The organism is Streptomyces sp. SAI-135 (assembly GCF_029893805.1).
Classification (GTDB): domain Bacteria; phylum Actinomycetota; class Actinomycetes; order Streptomycetales; family Streptomycetaceae; genus Streptomyces.
Genome location: NZ_JARXYP010000002.1, coordinates 9,012,154 through 9,028,681 on the forward strand (window position 1 = coordinate 9,012,154; position 16,528 = coordinate 9,028,681).

Annotated in this window: 16 protein-coding genes; 11 read left to right on the forward strand and 5 right to left on the reverse strand. The window is 70.2% G+C overall.

Annotated features, from left to right (window positions below; all coding sequences use genetic code 11):
* Positions 1 to 50: 50 nt before the first annotated feature.
* The 4 genes from M2163_RS45285 to M2163_RS45300 form a co-directional block, all read right to left on the reverse strand.
* Positions 51 to 1,589, reverse strand: coding sequence for an MFS transporter (locus tag M2163_RS45285; RefSeq protein ID WP_280897054.1), 1,539 nt, complete (start codon positions 1,587 to 1,589; stop codon positions 51 to 53).
* A 257-nt stretch (positions 1,590 to 1,846) separates the two neighbouring features.
* On the reverse strand, positions 1,847 to 2,578 hold the full coding sequence (locus M2163_RS45290; RefSeq protein ID WP_280897055.1) for an EthD domain-containing protein: 732 nt from the start codon (positions 2,576 to 2,578) through the stop codon (positions 1,847 to 1,849).
* Positions 2,579 to 2,657: 79 nt separating this feature from the next.
* Positions 2,658 to 3,941: an MFS transporter gene (locus M2163_RS45295; RefSeq protein WP_280897056.1), complete on the reverse strand. Its 1,284-nt coding sequence runs from the start codon at positions 3,939 to 3,941 to the stop codon at positions 2,658 to 2,660.
* Positions 3,942 to 4,300: 359 nt separating this feature from the next.
* Positions 4,301 to 5,254, reverse strand: a complete 954-nt coding sequence (locus M2163_RS45300) for a LysR family transcriptional regulator (protein ID WP_280897057.1) — start codon at positions 5,252 to 5,254, stop codon at positions 4,301 to 4,303.
* A 173-nt stretch (positions 5,255 to 5,427) separates the two neighbouring features.
* On the opposite strand from M2163_RS45300, the gene M2163_RS45305 reads away from it, so the two are divergent.
* Genes M2163_RS45305 through M2163_RS45345 form a run of 9 tightly spaced genes read left to right on the forward strand, consistent with a single transcriptional unit; the run spans position 5,428 to position 13,536 of the window.
* Complete coding sequence (locus M2163_RS45305) at positions 5,428 to 6,963, forward strand: carotenoid oxygenase family protein (protein WP_280897058.1); 1,536 nt, start codon at positions 5,428 to 5,430, stop codon at positions 6,961 to 6,963.
* 8 nt (positions 6,964 to 6,971) lie between these two features.
* Complete coding sequence (locus M2163_RS45310; RefSeq protein ID WP_280897059.1) at positions 6,972 to 7,628, forward strand: MBL fold metallo-hydrolase; 657 nt, start codon at positions 6,972 to 6,974, stop codon at positions 7,626 to 7,628.
* Positions 7,628 to 8,416, forward strand: a complete 789-nt coding sequence (locus M2163_RS45315) for an SDR family oxidoreductase (protein ID WP_280897060.1) — start codon at positions 7,628 to 7,630, stop codon at positions 8,414 to 8,416. The genes M2163_RS45310 and M2163_RS45315 overlap by 1 nt, the downstream gene beginning before the upstream one ends.
* 39 nt (positions 8,417 to 8,455) lie before the next feature.
* The gene (locus tag M2163_RS45320) at positions 8,456 to 9,064 is read left to right on the forward strand and encodes a carboxymuconolactone decarboxylase family protein (RefSeq protein WP_280897061.1); all 609 of its coding nucleotides are present in this window, start codon (positions 8,456 to 8,458) and stop codon (positions 9,062 to 9,064) included.
* Positions 9,061 to 9,933: a fumarylacetoacetate hydrolase family protein gene (locus M2163_RS45325; RefSeq protein WP_280847002.1), complete on the forward strand. Its 873-nt coding sequence runs from the start codon at positions 9,061 to 9,063 to the stop codon at positions 9,931 to 9,933. The genes M2163_RS45320 and M2163_RS45325 overlap by 4 nt, the downstream gene beginning before the upstream one ends.
* Positions 9,930 to 10,778, forward strand: a complete 849-nt coding sequence (locus M2163_RS45330; protein WP_280897062.1) for a fumarylacetoacetate hydrolase family protein — start codon at positions 9,930 to 9,932, stop codon at positions 10,776 to 10,778. The genes M2163_RS45325 and M2163_RS45330 overlap by 4 nt, the downstream gene beginning before the upstream one ends.
* Positions 10,779 to 10,789: 11 nt before the next feature.
* Positions 10,790 to 11,575, forward strand: a complete 786-nt coding sequence (locus M2163_RS45335; RefSeq protein WP_280897063.1) for an SDR family oxidoreductase — start codon at positions 10,790 to 10,792, stop codon at positions 11,573 to 11,575.
* Between the two features lie 45 nt (positions 11,576 to 11,620).
* A complete protein-coding gene (locus M2163_RS45340) occupies positions 11,621 to 13,081 on the forward strand; it encodes an aldehyde dehydrogenase family protein (protein ID WP_280897064.1) in 1,461 nt (486 codons plus the stop codon).
* Positions 13,082 to 13,137: 56 nt separating this feature from the next.
* A complete protein-coding gene (locus M2163_RS45345; protein ID WP_280846998.1) occupies positions 13,138 to 13,536 on the forward strand; it encodes an SRPBCC family protein in 399 nt (132 codons plus the stop codon).
* A 75-nt stretch (positions 13,537 to 13,611) separates the two neighbouring features.
* On the opposite strand, the gene M2163_RS45350 is transcribed toward M2163_RS45345, so the two are convergent.
* Entirely contained in the window at positions 13,612 to 14,271 is a 660-nt protein-coding gene (locus M2163_RS45350) for a TetR/AcrR family transcriptional regulator (protein WP_280897065.1), read from the reverse strand.
* Between the two features lie 136 nt (positions 14,272 to 14,407).
* On the opposite strand from M2163_RS45350, the gene M2163_RS45355 reads away from it, so the two are divergent.
* Together M2163_RS45355 and M2163_RS45360 are read left to right on the forward strand one after the other, a co-directional pair.
* Positions 14,408 to 15,553, forward strand: coding sequence for a VOC family protein (locus M2163_RS45355; protein ID WP_280897066.1), 1,146 nt, complete (start codon positions 14,408 to 14,410; stop codon positions 15,551 to 15,553).
* Between the two features lie 28 nt (positions 15,554 to 15,581).
* Positions 15,582 to 16,520 (forward strand): fumarylacetoacetate hydrolase family protein, encoded by a 939-nt coding sequence (locus M2163_RS45360; RefSeq protein ID WP_280897067.1) that lies wholly within the window; start codon positions 15,582 to 15,584, stop codon positions 16,518 to 16,520.
* Positions 16,521 to 16,528: the final 8 nt, after the last annotated feature.

Sequence of the window (16,528 nt, forward strand, 5' to 3'; positions counted from 1 at the left end):
GGTCTGTGGGGTACGTACCCGCACCCCACAGACCTCGGCGTCGCAGGGAGTCAGTCGGCCGCCGGCGGTGTCTTCGGTGCGCGCAGCAGGGCGCCGATCGCTGCGGCGACCACGACGACGCTCATGGCGATCAGCGAAACGGACAGGCCGTCCATGAAGGCGCTCTTGACGCCCGAGGCGAGGGCAGGTCCCCGGGCGCCGAGCTGGTCGGCGACGTGGAGGCCGGCGGCCGCCGAGTGGCGTACGGACTCGGCCACGTCGGCGGGGAGCCGGTCGACCGTGCCGGGCAGGGAGGAGCGGTAGTGGCTTCCGTAGATCGAGCCCATGAGGGCGATGCCGATCGCCGAACCGACCTCGCGGGTGGTGTCGTTCATGGCGGAGGCGACGCCCTGCTGCCCCCGGCCGAGGGAGCCGGTGATGGCCGCCGTGCCGACGGCGCCGCTCAGTCCGATGCCGAAGCCTGCCAGGACCAGGCCGCCGAGGAAGGGCAGGTAGCCGGAGTCGACCCCGAGGAAGGAGATGACGTACAGGCCGACCGCGAGCAGGAACAGACCGACGGACATGACCGCCTTCATGCCGACCCGTTGGACCAGGTGCGGGGTGACCAGTGATGTGGGCAGCACCGCCAGCGCGACCGGGATGAGGGCGACAGCGGCCTTCAACGGGCTGTAGCCCAGGATGAGTTGCAGGTACTGCAGGCCGACGAAGAAGAACCCGAAGACGGCCATGAACTGCACCAGCACGGTGATGGCGCCGGCCCGGAAACCCCGGATGCCGAACAGTGCGGGGTCGAGCAGCGGGTGCTCGGTGCGCAGGCCGAGGTAGGCGTAGGCGGCGAAGGAGGCGGCCGTGACGACGAAGGCGCCGATCACGACGGGCTCCGTCCAGCCCTGCTCGTTGCCTTCGATGATCGCGAAGACCAGGGTGCCGATGGCCACGGCGGTGGTGATCGCTCCGGCCACGTCCGGACGGTGCGGGTGGGCGTCCTTGGTGTTGGGGGCCAGCAGGGCGGCGGCGAGTGCGGCGGCCAGGGCGACGGCGGCACTGGCGACGAAGATCGAGCGCCAGGAGAACTGTTCCAGCAGAGCACCGGCGGCGAGCATGCCGATGATCGCGCCGGCGGCCGCGAAGCCCGACCAGGTGGCCACGCCCCTGGCGCGCTGCTCGGCAGGGAAGGCCGCGGTGATCGTCGACAGTGTTCCCGGCATGATCATCGCGGCGCCGAGGCCCATGACGGCACGCCAGGCGATCAGTGTGCTGGTCGAGTCGGCGAAGGAGGCGGCCAGGGACGCGGCGCCGAAGACGACCGTGCCGACGATGAGCACGTTGCGGCGGCCGAGGCGGTCGCCGATCGCGCCGAGCGGCAGCACGAAGGCGGCCAGGGTGACGGTGTAGGCGTCGGCGATCCAGGTCAGAGCCCCGTTGGAGGCCGACAGGTCGATGGCCAGGTCGGGCAGGGCGAGGTTGAGGGCGGAGACGGACGCGACGACCAGGACGAGTGACAGGCACATCGCGAACAGCACACCGCGGGTTCCGGCACGACCGGTGGCGACGGGCTCCGCGGTGTCCTGAAGGGGGGTGGGGGTCATGGGGGCCTCGGTGAGTTCTGGGTGGCCAGACGAGCCGACCAGGGGCATGTTGATGAGGTTATCAAATCTGACCTGGTCATGCCCCAGCTGAACTGGGCCGGGGGTGCGCGCCGTACCACCGCGCTGTCCCATGTGGAGCCGGCACCACCTGTCCGGCGTCGAGGCCGTGAACAACCGGGCCGTGAACCACACGATGCCGGTCCGCAGACTCCGGCAGCTCGCCTCCGCCTCGTGACCGCGCCTGAGCACAGGGCGGTTCAGAAAATGGTCACCTCGCGGCAGTAGAGGGCGAACGAGCGGGAGGGGTCCCAGAAGCTGCCGGTTTCCTCGGACCTTTCCCGCAGCGCGCGCTCGTACGAGGGGAAGTGGGCCAGCGCCTCGTCCTCGGAGCCGTAGTAGAGAGCGGTGACTCCCGCGTAGACGGTCTCCGACCCGCCGAAATGGCGCAACGCTTCCTCGGCTCCCGGGACCTGACGGTGCTGGACCCAGCCGCGCACTGCGTTGGCCTGCGCAGTCTCTTCGGCAACAACGTGCTTGTGGGCGCTCTGCCACCCGTCGACGACGGCGTCCCGTTCGAGCCGTTGTGCTCCGTGGACGAAGTGGAGCACCTTCACCGTGTCCGCGTCGGACCTGCGCGGCGGTCCCACCACGTCGGTTCGTGTCAGGAGTGCCAGGGCGCTGGGCAGGTCGTTGAAGCGGGCTCCATCGGGGCCGATGACGTCACGTGAGTACGGGTCGGACATCGTGGCCGCCAGCGCTTCCAGGCCGTCGAATCGGAGTTCGGTGACGGAGTCCCGGCCGAATGCGGTCAGGTAGGACGGGTCCCCTTCGACGCCGAAGGACGCGTCGAACACATGGTTTTGGACATAGCTCCTGATCCGGAGGGGATTCGCGGCGGCCAGCGGTCCGTGCACCTGGTGCAGGTGCCGCAGGAACGCCCGGTGTGTCATGCCCGGCTTGCGGCGGATGGCGGCGATCAGGGTCAGCATCGTTCTCCGTTCGGCAAGGTGGCAGGTCGGTACCGCAGGTGGGGAGGCACGCGGTACCGACCCTGGACGGGCGGGCGGGTCAGCCCGCCATCTGCCGCACCGGCTCCGGGACGGCTGCCGTCCGGCGGCGGGCGGCGAGAGCGAGGGCTGCGGTGGCGGCGGCTGCGGCGAGGGCGAGCACGCCCATCGCGTTCGCCAGAGTGCCGACCGCAGACGTGAGGGCGAGGGCCACGAGCGGGCACAGGAACTGGCCGAGGAAGAAGGATCCCGTCCACAGACCGGTGCCACGGCCGCGGTCGGCGAAGTCGAGCTTGGACATGGCGAGGGTGAGCAGGCTCGGCAGCATGAGGCCGCCACCGAGGCAGGTGATGACGGCGCCGAGGGTCAGCAGCACGGGATTGGGGGCGAGCCAGACCACCGTGAAGCCGAGGGTGCACAGGCCGAAGGCGGCGGGCAGCCAGGCCTGCGGGCTGCGGCCGTTCTTGGCGAAGGTGGCTGAACCGACCACGATCGCGGCACTGGTGACGGCTGTGACCAGTCCGATCACGCCGGAGTTGCTCACGCCCATGTCGTCCAGGAGGAACGCCAACTCCACCTGGAGGGTGTAGAAGAGGACGGCGCCGAAGACGGTCAGCGCGCAGGTGCCGGCCAGCGGGCGCCAGGGGAAGGGCCGCTCGGTCGTGGATGCCGAGGGCGCGGGGGAGGGCTCCGCCGAGAGGCCGCCGGGTCGGGGCCGGGGCAGGAACGCGGCCATGGCGGGGGCGAGCAGCAGGCTCACGGCGTAGGCCCAGAACGGCATGCGCCAGCCCGCCGATCCGGCCGCACCGCCCAGGGCGAAGAAGGCCGTCGCGGAGATCGCGGCGCACATCGTCTGCATCGCCAGGTAGCGGTCGCGCTGTCGGCCGGAGTAGTAGTCGCCGAGCAGTGTGGTGCAGCAGGTCATGATGGCGGCTTCCGTGACGCCGACGAGGGCGCGGCTGGCCACGATGGCGACAAGCGAGTCCAGCCACAGCGGAGCGGTGCCGAGGATCGCGTACAGCACGGTCGAGACGACGAGCAGGCGCTTGCGGCCGAGCCGGTCCACGAGAACGCCCGCGAAAGGGGCCAGCAGCGCCAGCGACAGGGCGGGGACCGTCAGCGCCATGGGGACGAGCACGTCGACGCCCCGGACGTCGGCGAAGTGGTCCTGCATCTGCGGCAGAACGGGCGCGATGAGCACGGCGCCCAGGATGGGCAGACAGGCACCTGCCATCAGCAGCGTGAGACGCAGCCGGTGTCCGGGGCCGGACACGATCTGTTCGGCGGGGGCGTCCGCGTCAGCCTTGGACGGCGGAGACGGAGGCGGGGGCACGGGTGCAGGCATGCGAAATCTCCACGGGGCGTGTCGGGAGGGAACGGATGCTTCGGCGGCCGAGACGGCCGGACCGCGGGACACCCGTGAACAGGGCTCGCGACGGCGGGACCGATGACGGCCCGATGTCACGGTGGGACGGCTCCGCGACGCTCGGCGCGGTCCCGACAGCGGCCAGGAACTGCGGTACGTACGTCGGGCTGAGACGACTATCGGGCACCGAAAAGGGCCTGCCTAGCCCTCGTCCGATCGAGATCGGCAATGCGGATCATCAAGGCGCTGGATGCCGGGAACGCGGAGATTCGCTTTTCCGCAATGCCCCGGAAATCGGCCAGGCCCCGGGACCGGGCCGCCGCGCTCCCGGCGGCCCGCTACGGTTTGCCGGACCCGTTCGGAGCCGGCGCCTCCTCCAACCCCGGTGCTCCCGGCCCGGGCAGGCGGGTGAGTGCGAGACGCAGGAACGCCTGCGCGGCGGGTGAGGCCGGCGCAGGGTCGCGGTGGACCAGGGCCAGGGGCTGGAGGGCCTGCGGGTCGTCGAGACGCAGGACGCAGTCGGCGTGATCGGCCGGGATGATCGCGTCCGCCGCCGGACGGGGTACGACGGTCACCCCGATGTCCTCGAACGCCAGCGAGACGAGATCACCCGCGCTGCGCAACGCGCAGACACCCCGGCGACGGGCCCGCGCCCGGTCGAACGCGGCATCCACCTGCGCCCGCAGGCCCGTGTCGGGAACGCATTCGAGGAAGCGCTCGTCGGCCAGCTCGGCCAGGCCGATGACGCCGGCTCCGCGCAGCCGGTGCCGCCGGCCCACGACGGCCACCAGCGGCACCACACTGAGCAGGTGGTACGCGATGCCCGGGGGCAACTGGTGCTCGTGCACGGCGACGACGGCGACCTCCAGCTCACCGGTGAGGAGCTGGGAGGTGGCGTGCACACCGTCGGAGTCGAAGAGCGTGACCTCGACCGCGGGATAGGACTCCTGGAACTCCCGCAGCAGACCGAGCTGGTCGATGTTCCCCGCCGTGAGCGTCACCGAGCCGATCCGCAGCCGCCCTCGCACGGGCCCGTCGAGCGAGGAGATCTCGGCGTGCATCTCCTGGACCGCTTTGAGCACCCGCCGCGCGCAGGCGACGTAGATCTGCCCGGCCTGGGTCACGCGGACGCTGCGACTCGTCCGCTCGAAGAGCAGTGCCCCGACCTCCCGCTCGAGCTGGGTGATCTGGTGGCTGAGCCCGGACTGCCCGATGCGGCAGCGTGCCGCGGCCCGGGTGAAGTTGAGCTCGTCGGCGATGGCCACCGCGTACTCCATCTGCCGCAGATCCATCGCGTTCTCCGATCATTTCGTGCGTGTTTCAGTGTTGGACGCCGACGACATCCCGAGCACATGATGGTCAACACGAGCCGGTCAGCTCGTCTTCACGAGATTCTGCTGTGCAGCCACCCAGGGGAATCAATCACATTCTTCGCTTGATCGACCTTGCCACAGGGGAGACAGTCATGGCCACTGCAACGACGCAGTCCGACGGAACACCCGGACAGCAGCCCGTGAGCACCCAGCCGCCTCCGGGCACCATGCGGTTCCCGGACACGCGGCACTTCCAGGGGTTCTTCGCCCCGTCGCGGATCGAGGCGGACGTCTACGACCTCGAGGTCGAGGGCCGTATACCCCCCGAGCTGAACGGCGCCTTCTACCGCGCCGCCGCCGACACCCAGTACCCGCCGCGGTTCGCGAACGACGTGTACATCAACGGCGACGGCATGATCCACATGGTGCGGTTCGACAACGGCCACGCGGATCTGAAGACCCGCTACGTCCGCACCCAGCGCTTCCAGCTCGAACGCCAGGCGCGCAAGGCCCTGTTCGGCGCCTACCGCAACCCCTACACCGACGACCCTTCGGTGGCCGGCGTCGACGACGGAAACGCCAACACCTCGATCATCTGGCACGCGGGCAAGCTGCTCGCGCTCAAGGAGGCGGCGCTTCCGTACGAACTGGATCCGGCGACGCTGGAGACCAAGGGCGTCTACGACTTCTCCGGCCAGATACCGGGCCGCACCTTCACCGTCCACCCCAAGCACGACCCGCGCACCGGCGAACTGATGGCCTTCGCCTACAACGCGAGCGGTCTGCCGGACAAGCAGATCCACATCCACCAGATCGCCGCGGACGGCAAGGTCACCCGGACTCAGACTTTCGAGGTGCCGTACTCGTCGATGGTGCACGACTGGCTGGTCACCCGGGACCATCTGGTCTTCACGATCTCGCCCATGGTCGCCGACCCGGAACAGCTCAAGCGGGAGGAGCAGTACTTCGTCTGGGACCCGAACCGGGAGACCTACGTCGCGATCATTCCGCGGGACGAGGGCGTGAGCGGCATCAAGTGGTTCCGCAGCGAGCGGCTCCTGGAGACCCACACTCTCAACGCCTGGACGGACGGCGACACCCTCGTCGGCGACCACTTCACCACCAGGTCCGGCTGGTTCTCCCAGTTCCCGAAGACGACCGCCGGCTACCTGCCCGAAGAGCCGCCGTTCCTGCACCGCTGGACGTTCGACCTGACCCAGGGCGCCGCCCACTGGGACGACGCCACCGACACCTACCGCAGCGAGAAGCTCCTCGACTCGCCCGGTGACATGCCCCGGGTCGACCCCCGCGTGCTGATGGAGAAGAACCGGCACTCCTGGGTCGGCGGCATGCACCCCGATGTGCCGATGGCCCCGATCGGACCCATGGGCCCGCCGTTCAACTCCCTCATCCACCGCGACGACAGCACGGGTGCGACGGCCATCTGGACCGCCGGCGAGCACGCAGCCCCCGAGGAGCCGGTGTTCATACCGAAGTCGGAGGACGCCGCCGAGGGCGAGGGCTATCTGCTGGCGCTGGTCGGCCGACGTGACCGGATGCGGCACGACCTGGTCGTCCTGGACGCCCTCGACATCGCCGCCGGCCCGATCGCCACCGTGAAGATCCCCTTCCGACTCCGGTACGGCTTCCACGGCACCTGGGTGCCCGCCGCCGAACTGGGAAAGTGAGCACGCACATGCGACTCACCAGGGGCGGCCACGCCTGCGTCCGGCTGGAACAGGACGGCGTCGTCATCGTCATCGACCCCGGCAGCTACTCCGATCCGCACGTCCTCGACGGTGCCCACGCCGTGCTCGTGACCCACGAACACGTGGACCACTTCGCCGAGCCCGTCCTGCGCGCGGCGGCCGAAGCCGACCCCGACCTGCGGATCTGGGCCAACCGATCCGTGGCCGACCAGCTCGCCGGGCTCGGCGGCGGCCGGGTCACCGTGGTCGGCGACGGGGACACCTTCGACATCGAAGGCATCGGCGTCGAGGTGCACGGAGAACTGCACGCCGTGGTCCATCCGGACCTGCCGCGGGTCACCAACGTCGGCTTCCTCGTGGGAGACACCGGCACAGCCACCGTCTTCCACCCGGGCGACGCCTTCACCGTTCCCACGCGCCCGGTGGACACACTCCTGCTGCCCGTGCACGGCCCGTGGTCCAAGACGGCCGAAGTCATCGACTACGCCCGTGAGATCAAAGCCCGCACTGCTGTGTCGATCCACGACGGCGGTCTCAACGAGAGCGGGAACGCGCTGGCGGACCACATGCTGCAGGAGTGCCTCCAGGACATCGGCACCGACTACCGGCGCGTGGCCGCCGCGGCCGGAATCGAGGCGGTGTAATGGCCGCTTCGACGCCGCGGCAGAGCCCACCTGTCGGCTGGCTGGGCCTTGAGGGGCGCGGCGCGCTCGTCATGGGAGCCGGCGGACTGGGCACCGCCTGCGTCCGGGGCCTGGCGGAAGCCGGAGCCCGGCTGACGGTCGTCGACGCGGACGAGGCCCGCCTCAAGGCCCTGCGCGACGATCCGGCCTGCGCGGCCGCAGTCGTACGGACCCTCACCGCGGACCTGACCTCGTCCGAGGCGTGCGAGCGGGCGGTCGCCGCGGCGGCCCGCGCACTCGGCGGTCTCGATGTGCTGGTGCACGCCGTGGGCACGAACGACCGGCGTCCCCTGGTGGACACGCCCGACGAGGTGTGGGACCGCATCCTGACCCTGAACCTGTCCACCGCGTTCTGGACCGGACGCGCCGCGGGCCGGCTGATGCGCGAGGCCGGACACGGCAGCATGGTGTTCTTCTCCTCCGTCTCCTCCCTGCTCGCCCACCGCCACCACGGCCCGTACGCCGCCTCCAAGGGCGGCCTGGACCAGCTGGTGAAGGTCATGGCGCGCGAATGGGCCACCGACGGCATCACCGTCAACGCTGTTGCCCCGGGCTACACGGAGACCGAGCTGACCCGCGCCTACCTGGCGAAGCCCGGTATGCGGGAGGAGCTGACCGCCTTGGTCCCCGCCGGACGCCTGGGGCAGCCGCAGGACGTGGTCGGAGCCGCGCTGTTCCTCGCCTCCACCCGCGCCTCGTACGTCACCGGACAGGTGCTCTACGTGGACGGCGGCCGCACGCTCGTGTGACCACCCGTCCTCCTTGACTGGACCCGGAAGGGAGTGCGGATGCCCGCACGCATCGCCGGCCGCCTGCCCGGTGAACTGGACGAGCAGCAGGCAGAGGTGTACCGCGCCATCACGGGCGGTGCCCGGGCCACAGGGCCACAGGCGTTCCCGCTCACCGATGAAGTGGGCCGCCTCCGTGACCCCTTCAACGCGATGCTGCTCAGCCCGCCGGTCGGCATGGCCGTACAGGAGATGGGAGCGGCGGTGCGCTACGCGTCGCTCCTGACCGACCGGGTGCGCGAGATGGCGACCCTGGTCGTCGCCGCCCACTGGAACAGCACCTTCGAGCGAGAGGCCCACGAGGCGGTCGGCCGCACCTGCGGCCTCACCGACTCCGAGTTGGAGGCACTGCGCGCGGGCGAACTGCCCGCCCTCTCGGACCCGGCCGAGCGCGCCGCCCTGCGCGCGACGCTCTCGCTGGCCCGAACCGGCCTCCTCGACGACCGGGAGTACTACCACGCGGTGGCCGAGTGGGGCGAGCGCGGACTGTTCGAGCTCACGGCCCTGGTCGGCTACTACGCCCTGCTCGCCCTGCAGTTGCGCGTCTTCGCGGGAGAAGGACCCGAGGACCGCTGCGACCCACCCCAGACCGAAAGCGGGACACGATGAAACTGGTCACGTTCGACGACGGACGCGTAGCGAGGCTCGAACTCGAAGAGCGGCTGGTGCTTCCCCTGGAAGTGGCGAGCACACGCGAGTACTTCGAGCGTGACGGCCGGGCCGCGGAGACAGGGGAGCGCCTGGGCCTCGACGACGTGAGGCTGCGCGCGCCGATCGTGCCGAAGAAGTTCTTCCACACCTCCGGCAACTTCCGGGAACACGAGGACGAGTCGAAGAACGTCGACTGGTCGCATCCCATGCACAAGGGCATCGTCTTCTTCCAGAACGTCGACGCGATCGTCGGCCCCGAGGAACCGGTGATCCACCCCGAGCACCTGACGAGCGAACTCGACTACGAGCTGGAGATCGCCGTCGTCATCGGCAAACCCGGCAAGTTCTTCGGCGTGGACGACGCGCCCGACCACATCGCCGGGTACGTCGTCTTCAACGACATCACAGCTCGCGACATCCAGCGCCGTGAAATGGAGTCCGGCGTCTTCTCCTTCTGCAAGGCCATCGACACCTTCTGCCCCGTCGGCCCGTACATCGTGACCGCCGACGAGATCCCCGACGCGCAGAACCTCGACATGGAGCTGCGGGTCAACGGCGTGGTGCGGCAGAAGTCGAACACCAACCGGATGTCGGTGTCCATCCCGCACCTGGTCGCCTACCACTCCCCGCAGGGCTACAGCGCGGGCGACCTGATCACCACCGGCACCGTGCAGGGCGTGGCCGGCTTCAGCGGCGATCCCGACCTGTACCTCAAGCCCGGTGACGTCGTCGAGGCCGAGGTCGAACGCCTCGGGGTGCTGCGCAACCCCATCGTCAGCTGGGAGCAGGGCCACGGCACGCCCGTACCGAAGAAGGTGGACTGGTGAGACTCGGCGTCATCGACGAGCGGGCCGTCGTGGTCCGCGGCGACCGGGCCGCGGACGCCCGGTGGGCCTCGAAGGGACGGTTGCCCATCGACCCGATGCTCCTGCTGGCGGACTGGGCGCGACTCCGCGAGTGGGCGGCCGGACTACCCGACGGGGCCTACGACATCCCTGTCGACCCCACCGCGCTCGGCGCACCGGTACCGCGCCCACGGCAGGTGTTCGCCATCGCCCTCAATTACCCCCCGCACGCCGCCGAAGCCGGCTTCACTCCGCCCGGCGAGCCTCTCGTGTTCACCAAGTTCCCGGCCTGCATCACCGGCCCGCGCACCACCGTCGCCCTCCCGCGCGGCACGGTGGACTGGGAGGTCGAACTCGTCGCCGTCATCGGGCGGGACACCTACCGGGTGAGCGAGGACCGGGCCTGGGAGGCCGTCGCCGGACTGACGGTCGGCCAGGACCTCTCCGAGCGTGTCACCCAACTCCAGGGGCAACCAGCCCAGTTCGGTCTCGGGAAATCCTTCCCCGGATTCGGTCCCATCGGCCCGGTCCTGGTCACCCCGGACGAGTTCGACGACCCCGACGACCTGGAGATCACCGGGCTGCTCAACGGCGAGGCCGTCCAGCACGACCGCACCAAGTCCATGATCTTCCCCGTGCCTGAGCTCATCGCCCGCCTGTCGGCCGTCGTGCCGCTCTTCCCGGGCGACCTGATCTTCACCGGAACCCCGGCCGGGGTCGGCAACCGGATGAATCCACCCCGCTACCTCACCGAGAGCGACGAACTCGTCAGCCGCATCGAAGGCATCGGAGAGATCCGCCAGCGCTTCACGGCCGTACACCCCTGAAGGGACGCCCCATGGCAGAGCAGAGCATTCCCCGCCGCTTCGTGGGCCGCTCGGTCCTGGTCACCGGTGCCGGCACCGGCTACGGCGCCGAGATCGCCGTCCGTGCCGCCCAGGAGGGGGCGCGGGTCGCCGTCCACTACCGCAGCTCCGAGGCCGGAGCCGAGAAGACGGTCAACCGGATCAGGGAAGTCGGCGGCGAGGCGTTCACGGTGCGGGCCGACATCGCCGTCCACGCCGACGTCATCCGCATGGCCGAGGAGGTGTTCGACCGTTTCGGCGGCCTGGACGTGCTGGTCAACAACGTCGGTGACGTGGCGGGCGACCAGATGTCCTGGCGGGATGTGACCGAGGAATCCATCGACCACGTCCTGGCGGTGGACATCAAGGGGACGATGCTGTGCGTCCACGAGTTCGGCTCCCGGATGCTGGAACAGGGCCACGGCGCGATCGTCAACATCGGTTCCACCGTGATCGTGCGCGGCAGTGCCCGCGCCCCGCAGTACGCCGCCGCGAAGTACGGCATCCTCGGCATCACCAAGTCCTACGCCCAGGCGTTCGCCCCCACCGTGCGGGTCAACACCTTCGCCCCGGGCTTCATCGAGACCGAGATGCTCCTCAGCCGCGCGGACTGGAAGGCTGGCCGCCGCGAGGACATGATCGCCAAGACCCCGATGGGCCGCATCCCCGGCCCCGCCGAACTCGCGGGCACCGCCCTCTTCCTCGCCACCGACGACGCCGCCCACATGACCGGCGCCTACCTCAACGCCGACGGCGGCTTCAACATGATCGGCGCCTGACCCGCCGGATGCGCACCGGCCCGAGCAACACCAGGAGACGACCTCGTGCTACCTGACCGTGACCTTCTGATCGGCGGCAAGGAGACCCCGGCCGTCTCCGGGCGGACCACCGCAGACGTCACTCCCTGGACCGGCGAGCCCTACGCCAGGGTGGCCGCAGCCGGTCCCGAGGACGTGCGCGCCGCAGTGGACGCGGCGGACGCCGCCTTCGCCGAATGGACGGCGCTGGAGCCCTTTGCCCGCCGGAACATCTTCCTGCGCGCGGCGGACCTGATGGAGCAACGCGCGGAGCCGGTGGTGGAGTTGATGGCCGGCGAGGTGGGCGGGACCCGGGGCTGGGCGCTGTTCAACGTCGCGGTGGCCGCCGGCATGCTGCGCGAGGCCGCCGCGGCGATCACCGCACCGCGCGGGGACGTGCTCACCACCCAGGAGCCGGGCGGACTGAGCCTGGCCGTGCGCGAACCCCTGGGTGTCGTGGCGGCGTTCGCGCCGTGGAACGCCCCGGTCATCCTCGGCACCCGGGCGGTCACCGCCGCACTCGCCGCGGGCAACACCGTCGTGGTCAAGGCGAGCGAGGACGCCCCGATCGCATGCGGCCTGTTCGTCGCCGACGTGCTGCGCGACGCGGGCCTTCCCGACGGAGTCCTCAACGTCATCACCAACGACAAGACGGACGCCGCCGGCATCGCGAGGACACTGATCGCGGATCCGCGCGTGCGTGCCGTCAACTTCACCGGCTCGACCGCCGTCGGGCGGATCATCGGTGCCCTTGCCGCCGAGCACCTCAAGCCGGCCGTGCTGGAGCTCGGCGGCAAGAACTCGGTGATCGTCCTTGAGGACGCGGACCTCGACCACGCCGTGAACGCCGCCGCGTTCGCCGCGTTCATGAACTCCGGCCAGATCTGCATGTGCGCCGACCGCGTCCTGGTGCACACCTCCCTCGCCGACGAGTTCACCCGGCGGTTCACCGCCAAGGTCGCCGCTCTGCCCGGTGGCGACCCCGGCCTGCCCGGCACCGTCATCGGTCCGCTGGTCGACGAAGCCGCCGCGTCGCGGGTCGCCGCCCTGGTCACGGACGCGGTCGGCAAGGGCGCGCGGGTCCTGACCGGCGGTGGCAGCCCGGACGGCGCTCTGTATCCGGCGACCGTGCTGACCGACCTGCCCGAGAGCGCGGAACTGCACCACACCGAGGCCTTCGGGCCGGTCGTCACCGTCCGGGCCTTCGCGGACGACGACGAGGCGGTGGCCCTGGCCAACGACACCGAGCACGGCCTCAGTTGCGGCATCCTCACCGAGAACGGCACCCACGGACTGAAGGTGGCACGCCGTATCCGCACCGGCATCGTGCATGTGAACGACCAGTCGGTGGGCGACGAACCGCAGGCCCCCTTCGGCGGGTTCGCCGCCTCCGGTTACGGCCGCTTCGGCGGCCGCTGGGGCATCGAAGCCTTCTCGAACACCCGCTGGGTCACCCTCTCCACGGAGCACTCCCGCTACCCCTTTTGATCCCGCCGTCGACGGCGCCTGCCCCAAACCGCGATCACCACCACCGAGGAGTGCGCATGGCAACATTCCGTTTCGACACCCGAGTCGCCCAGGACCCCGACCGCGTCTGGGCCGTCCTCACCGACGTGAGCATGATTCCGCAGTGGTTCCCGGCCGTGCAGGAGGCACACTTCGACGGCACGCACCGGCACCTGCGCGTGCCCGGCGGGGCGACGATGAAGTCTCTGGTGGTGACGAAGAACGACGAACTGCGGCGCTTCCAGTACCGGTTCGTCGAGGGCATGCCCCAGCCCATCGACTTCCACCTGGGCACCATCGACGTGCTTGCCGACGGGGACGGTTCACGTGTGGTCTACAGCCAGGAGATCCTTCCGGAGGCCCTGGCACCCATCGTCGAGGGAGCCGTGAGCGAGGGGATCGCGGGGATCGCCCGGTACTTCGCCGCGCACCCCTGACCCGGCAGGGGCGCACGAGGTGAGGGCCGGCTCGGGGGAGCCGGCCCGTTGCCCGGTCACTTCCCTCCGGGCTGGTCACTCCCCGCGCAGGAGTGGCCGGCAGGCGGGGTCGGGAAGGGGGCGGCGGGCGACCTCGCGGGCGTCGGCCGGGGGGACGCCCAGCATGCGCAGAACCATCTCGGCGAGGTCGACCGCGGCCTGGTCGCCGTCCAGGTCGGGGAGGGCGAATCGCATCTCCACCAGGGCAAGCAGGCTGCCGCCAATGGCGGTCAGGGCGACCACCGGGTCGACGGGGGTGAAGCGGCCCGAGGCCAGGCCTGCCTCGAGGTCACGCAGCGCCCGACGGACCAGGCCGTTGTCCGAGTGGATGTGGCCGAGGCCGCGGCGGCGCAGGATCTGCATCAGTTCGGGGTGGGAGTCGGCCATGAGGGCGCTGAGCCGGAAGCCCGCCGCGACGAGTTCCGCCGGGTCGTCGATCCCCGCAAGGCACTCGTCGAAGTTCTGGCCGAACTCCTCCATGGCGTCCACCACGGCTGCCTCGAACAGCTCTGTCTTGGACTCGAAGTGGTTGTAGAAGGAGCCGAAACCGACGTCCGCGCGCTCCGCGATCGCCTGGATGCTCGCGCTGGTGTCCCCTGTCTCGGCGAGTATCTGCCTCGCGGCGCGAATCAGCGCGCGACGGGTCTCGGCGCGGCGCCGCTCGAACCGGTTGCTGGGTGGGGCTGACGTAGGCATGCACAGAGTTTAACCGCGGAGGCGATGGCGACAGCATCTCTGATGGATTCATCATTTATCCCGGACGAACCCCTTGACGATGAGGAAGTCAGGCTTGATGATTCCATCATTATGGTGATGTTGCCCGGAGGTTACCGTGTCTGAAACCCGCGATCACGGGGCCGATGTCAAGACCGCCCACCAGGACCTGCACAGCGAGCAGGGCGCCCTGCGTGGCGAGCATCCTGGCCGCTCCCGGAATCCAGTGATCAAGGTGGCGGACCTGGCCTGGCTGGAGTTCGAGAAGCCGGACCTGGAGCGGGCCGAGGTCTTCGCCCGCGACTTCGGCTTCCGGACCGCCGCGCGCACGGAGCGGGAGCTGTGGCTGCGGGGCACCTTCGCGGGCTCGCCGTGCATGGTGATCCGGCGTGGTCGTACGTCCCGTTTCATCGGCCCGGCGTTCCGCGCGGCGGAGCGGGCCGACCTGGACCGACTGGCACGGGCGACCGGGGCAGCCGTACGGGAGGCGGACGTCCCCGGCGGCGGCAGGGTGGTCGACCTGCTCGACCCTTCGGGATTCCCGGTGCGCGTGGTGCACTGCGCCGAACAGCTGCCCGCGCTGCCGGAACAGCAGCCGCTGCTCCTCAACTTCGGCACGGCTCACCGCCGTACGAACGCCACGCAGCGCCCCCCGCGCGAGCCGTCCCGGATCCAGCGGCTGGGACATGTGGTGCTGGAGACGAGGGTGTTCTCCCGGGCCCTGGACTGGTACCTGGACACCCTCGGGATGATCGTGTCCGACTTCCTCTTCCTGGACGGACAGCGCGGGCGCGGCCCGGTCATGGCATTCATCCGCTGCGACCTGGGCAGCGTGCCGGCCGACCACCACACCCTGGCCATGCATCTGGGCCCGGGGACCGGCTATGTCCATTCCGCCTACCAGGTGACCGACCTGGACGCCATCGCCGCGGGCGGTGAGTATCTCAAGGAGCGCGGCTACAAGCACAGTTGGGGCATCGGCCGGCATATCGAGGGCAGCCAGCTCTTCGACTACTGGCGCGACCCCGACCGCTTCATGCTGGAGCACTTCGCCGACGGCGACCTCTTCTCCTGCGAGGTCGAGCCCGGCTGGGCGCCCCTGTCGACCAGTGGCCTGTCCCAGTGGGGGCCGCCCGCCACCCGCGACTTCCTCGGCGCAAGCCCTTCCCCGCAGCGGGTCCGCGACGTGATCGAGGCCCTGCGCGGTGACAACGAGATGGACCCGGCGCGCCTGTTGGGCCTGCTCAAGGCCGCCAAGTCCTGACCCCCCGACCCCTCACGAAGGCACTGTCATGAGCACCAATGTCCTGCGCACCGCCGACGGCTGGTGGGTGGTCCGCGGTGAGCGGGCCGTCCCCGTGGACACCAAGGCCGTCACGACCGCCGAGCTGATCTCGGATCGCGACGCCGTACGGCAGGCAGCCCTGTCGGCCGACGCCGGCACGCCCGTCGCGGACCTGGTCGTCCTCTCGCCGGTCACCACTCCATGCCGGGTGGTCGCCCAGATGGTCAACTACCGCAGTCATGCCCGCGATTCGGGCTTCTCCGACGACGTCCCGCCCACTTTCTTCCGGAAGGCGTCCGGCTCGGTCAGCGGACCCGCCGACACCGTCGTCCGGCCCTCCCACGTGCGGTTCCTGGACTACGAGATCGAGCTCGGCCTGGTCATGGGCGCGTCCCTGCCCGTCGGCACGGTGGTCGAGGAGCGGGACCTGCCCTCGTACATCGCCGGGCTCGTGATCACCAACGACGTCAGCGCCCGTGACGTGCAGCTGACCAAGACGCAGTTCTACGAGAGCAAGTCGTACCCCACCTTCACGCCGACAGGGCCCTACCTCGCGCTGCTGGAGCCTGACGACTTCACTCATCTCCTCGACCTGCGACTGAGGTTGTCCGTCAACGGCGAGCTGCGCCAGGACCGCACTCTCGCCGACATGATCGTCCGACCGGCACAGGCGCTCACCCTGCTGGCCCGCTTCCAGACCCTCGACCCAGGCGACCTGTTGCTGACCGGCACACCCGGCGGCACGGCCCTGAAGGCCCCGCCCAAGCCGGTCGAGAAGATCGGCGCCCTGCTGCCGCCCGCCGTCAAGTGGAAGGCGTTCTTCAGGACGCAGGCCAAGAACCCGCACTACCTGCACACGGGTGACGTGATGACGGCGACGATCGCGACCCCGGACGGCCGCATCGACCTCGGCGAGCAGCGCACCCCCGTCACGGACGCGAAGTGAGACCCGAA

Excerpts from the sequence above, each read along its gene's own strand:
- M2163_RS45285 (WP_280897054.1), bottom strand. The coding sequence starts at position 1,589 with ATGACCCCCACCCCCCTTCAGGACACCGCGGAGCCCGTCGCCACCGGT.
- M2163_RS45290 (WP_280897055.1), bottom strand. The coding sequence starts at position 2,578 with ATGCTGACCCTGATCGCCGCCATCCGCCGCAAGCCGGGCATGACACAC.
- M2163_RS45295 (WP_280897056.1), bottom strand. The coding sequence starts at position 3,941 with ATGCCTGCACCCGTGCCCCCGCCTCCGTCTCCGCCGTCCAAGGCTGAC.
- M2163_RS45300 (WP_280897057.1), bottom strand. The coding sequence starts at position 5,254 with ATGGATCTGCGGCAGATGGAGTACGCGGTGGCCATCGCCGACGAGCTC.
- M2163_RS45305 (WP_280897058.1), top strand. The coding sequence starts at position 5,428 with ATGGCCACTGCAACGACGCAGTCCGACGGAACACCCGGACAGCAGCCC.
- M2163_RS45310 (WP_280897059.1), top strand. The coding sequence starts at position 6,972 with ATGCGACTCACCAGGGGCGGCCACGCCTGCGTCCGGCTGGAACAGGAC.
- M2163_RS45315 (WP_280897060.1), top strand. The coding sequence starts at position 7,628 with ATGGCCGCTTCGACGCCGCGGCAGAGCCCACCTGTCGGCTGGCTGGGC.
- M2163_RS45320 (WP_280897061.1), top strand. The coding sequence starts at position 8,456 with ATGCCCGCACGCATCGCCGGCCGCCTGCCCGGTGAACTGGACGAGCAG.
- M2163_RS45325 (WP_280847002.1), top strand. The coding sequence starts at position 9,061 with ATGAAACTGGTCACGTTCGACGACGGACGCGTAGCGAGGCTCGAACTC.
- M2163_RS45335 (WP_280897063.1), top strand. The coding sequence starts at position 10,790 with ATGGCAGAGCAGAGCATTCCCCGCCGCTTCGTGGGCCGCTCGGTCCTG.
- M2163_RS45345 (WP_280846998.1), top strand. The coding sequence starts at position 13,138 with ATGGCAACATTCCGTTTCGACACCCGAGTCGCCCAGGACCCCGACCGC.
- M2163_RS45350 (WP_280897065.1), bottom strand. The coding sequence starts at position 14,271 with ATGCCTACGTCAGCCCCACCCAGCAACCGGTTCGAGCGGCGCCGCGCC.
- M2163_RS45360 (WP_280897067.1), top strand. The coding sequence starts at position 15,582 with ATGAGCACCAATGTCCTGCGCACCGCCGACGGCTGGTGGGTGGTCCGC.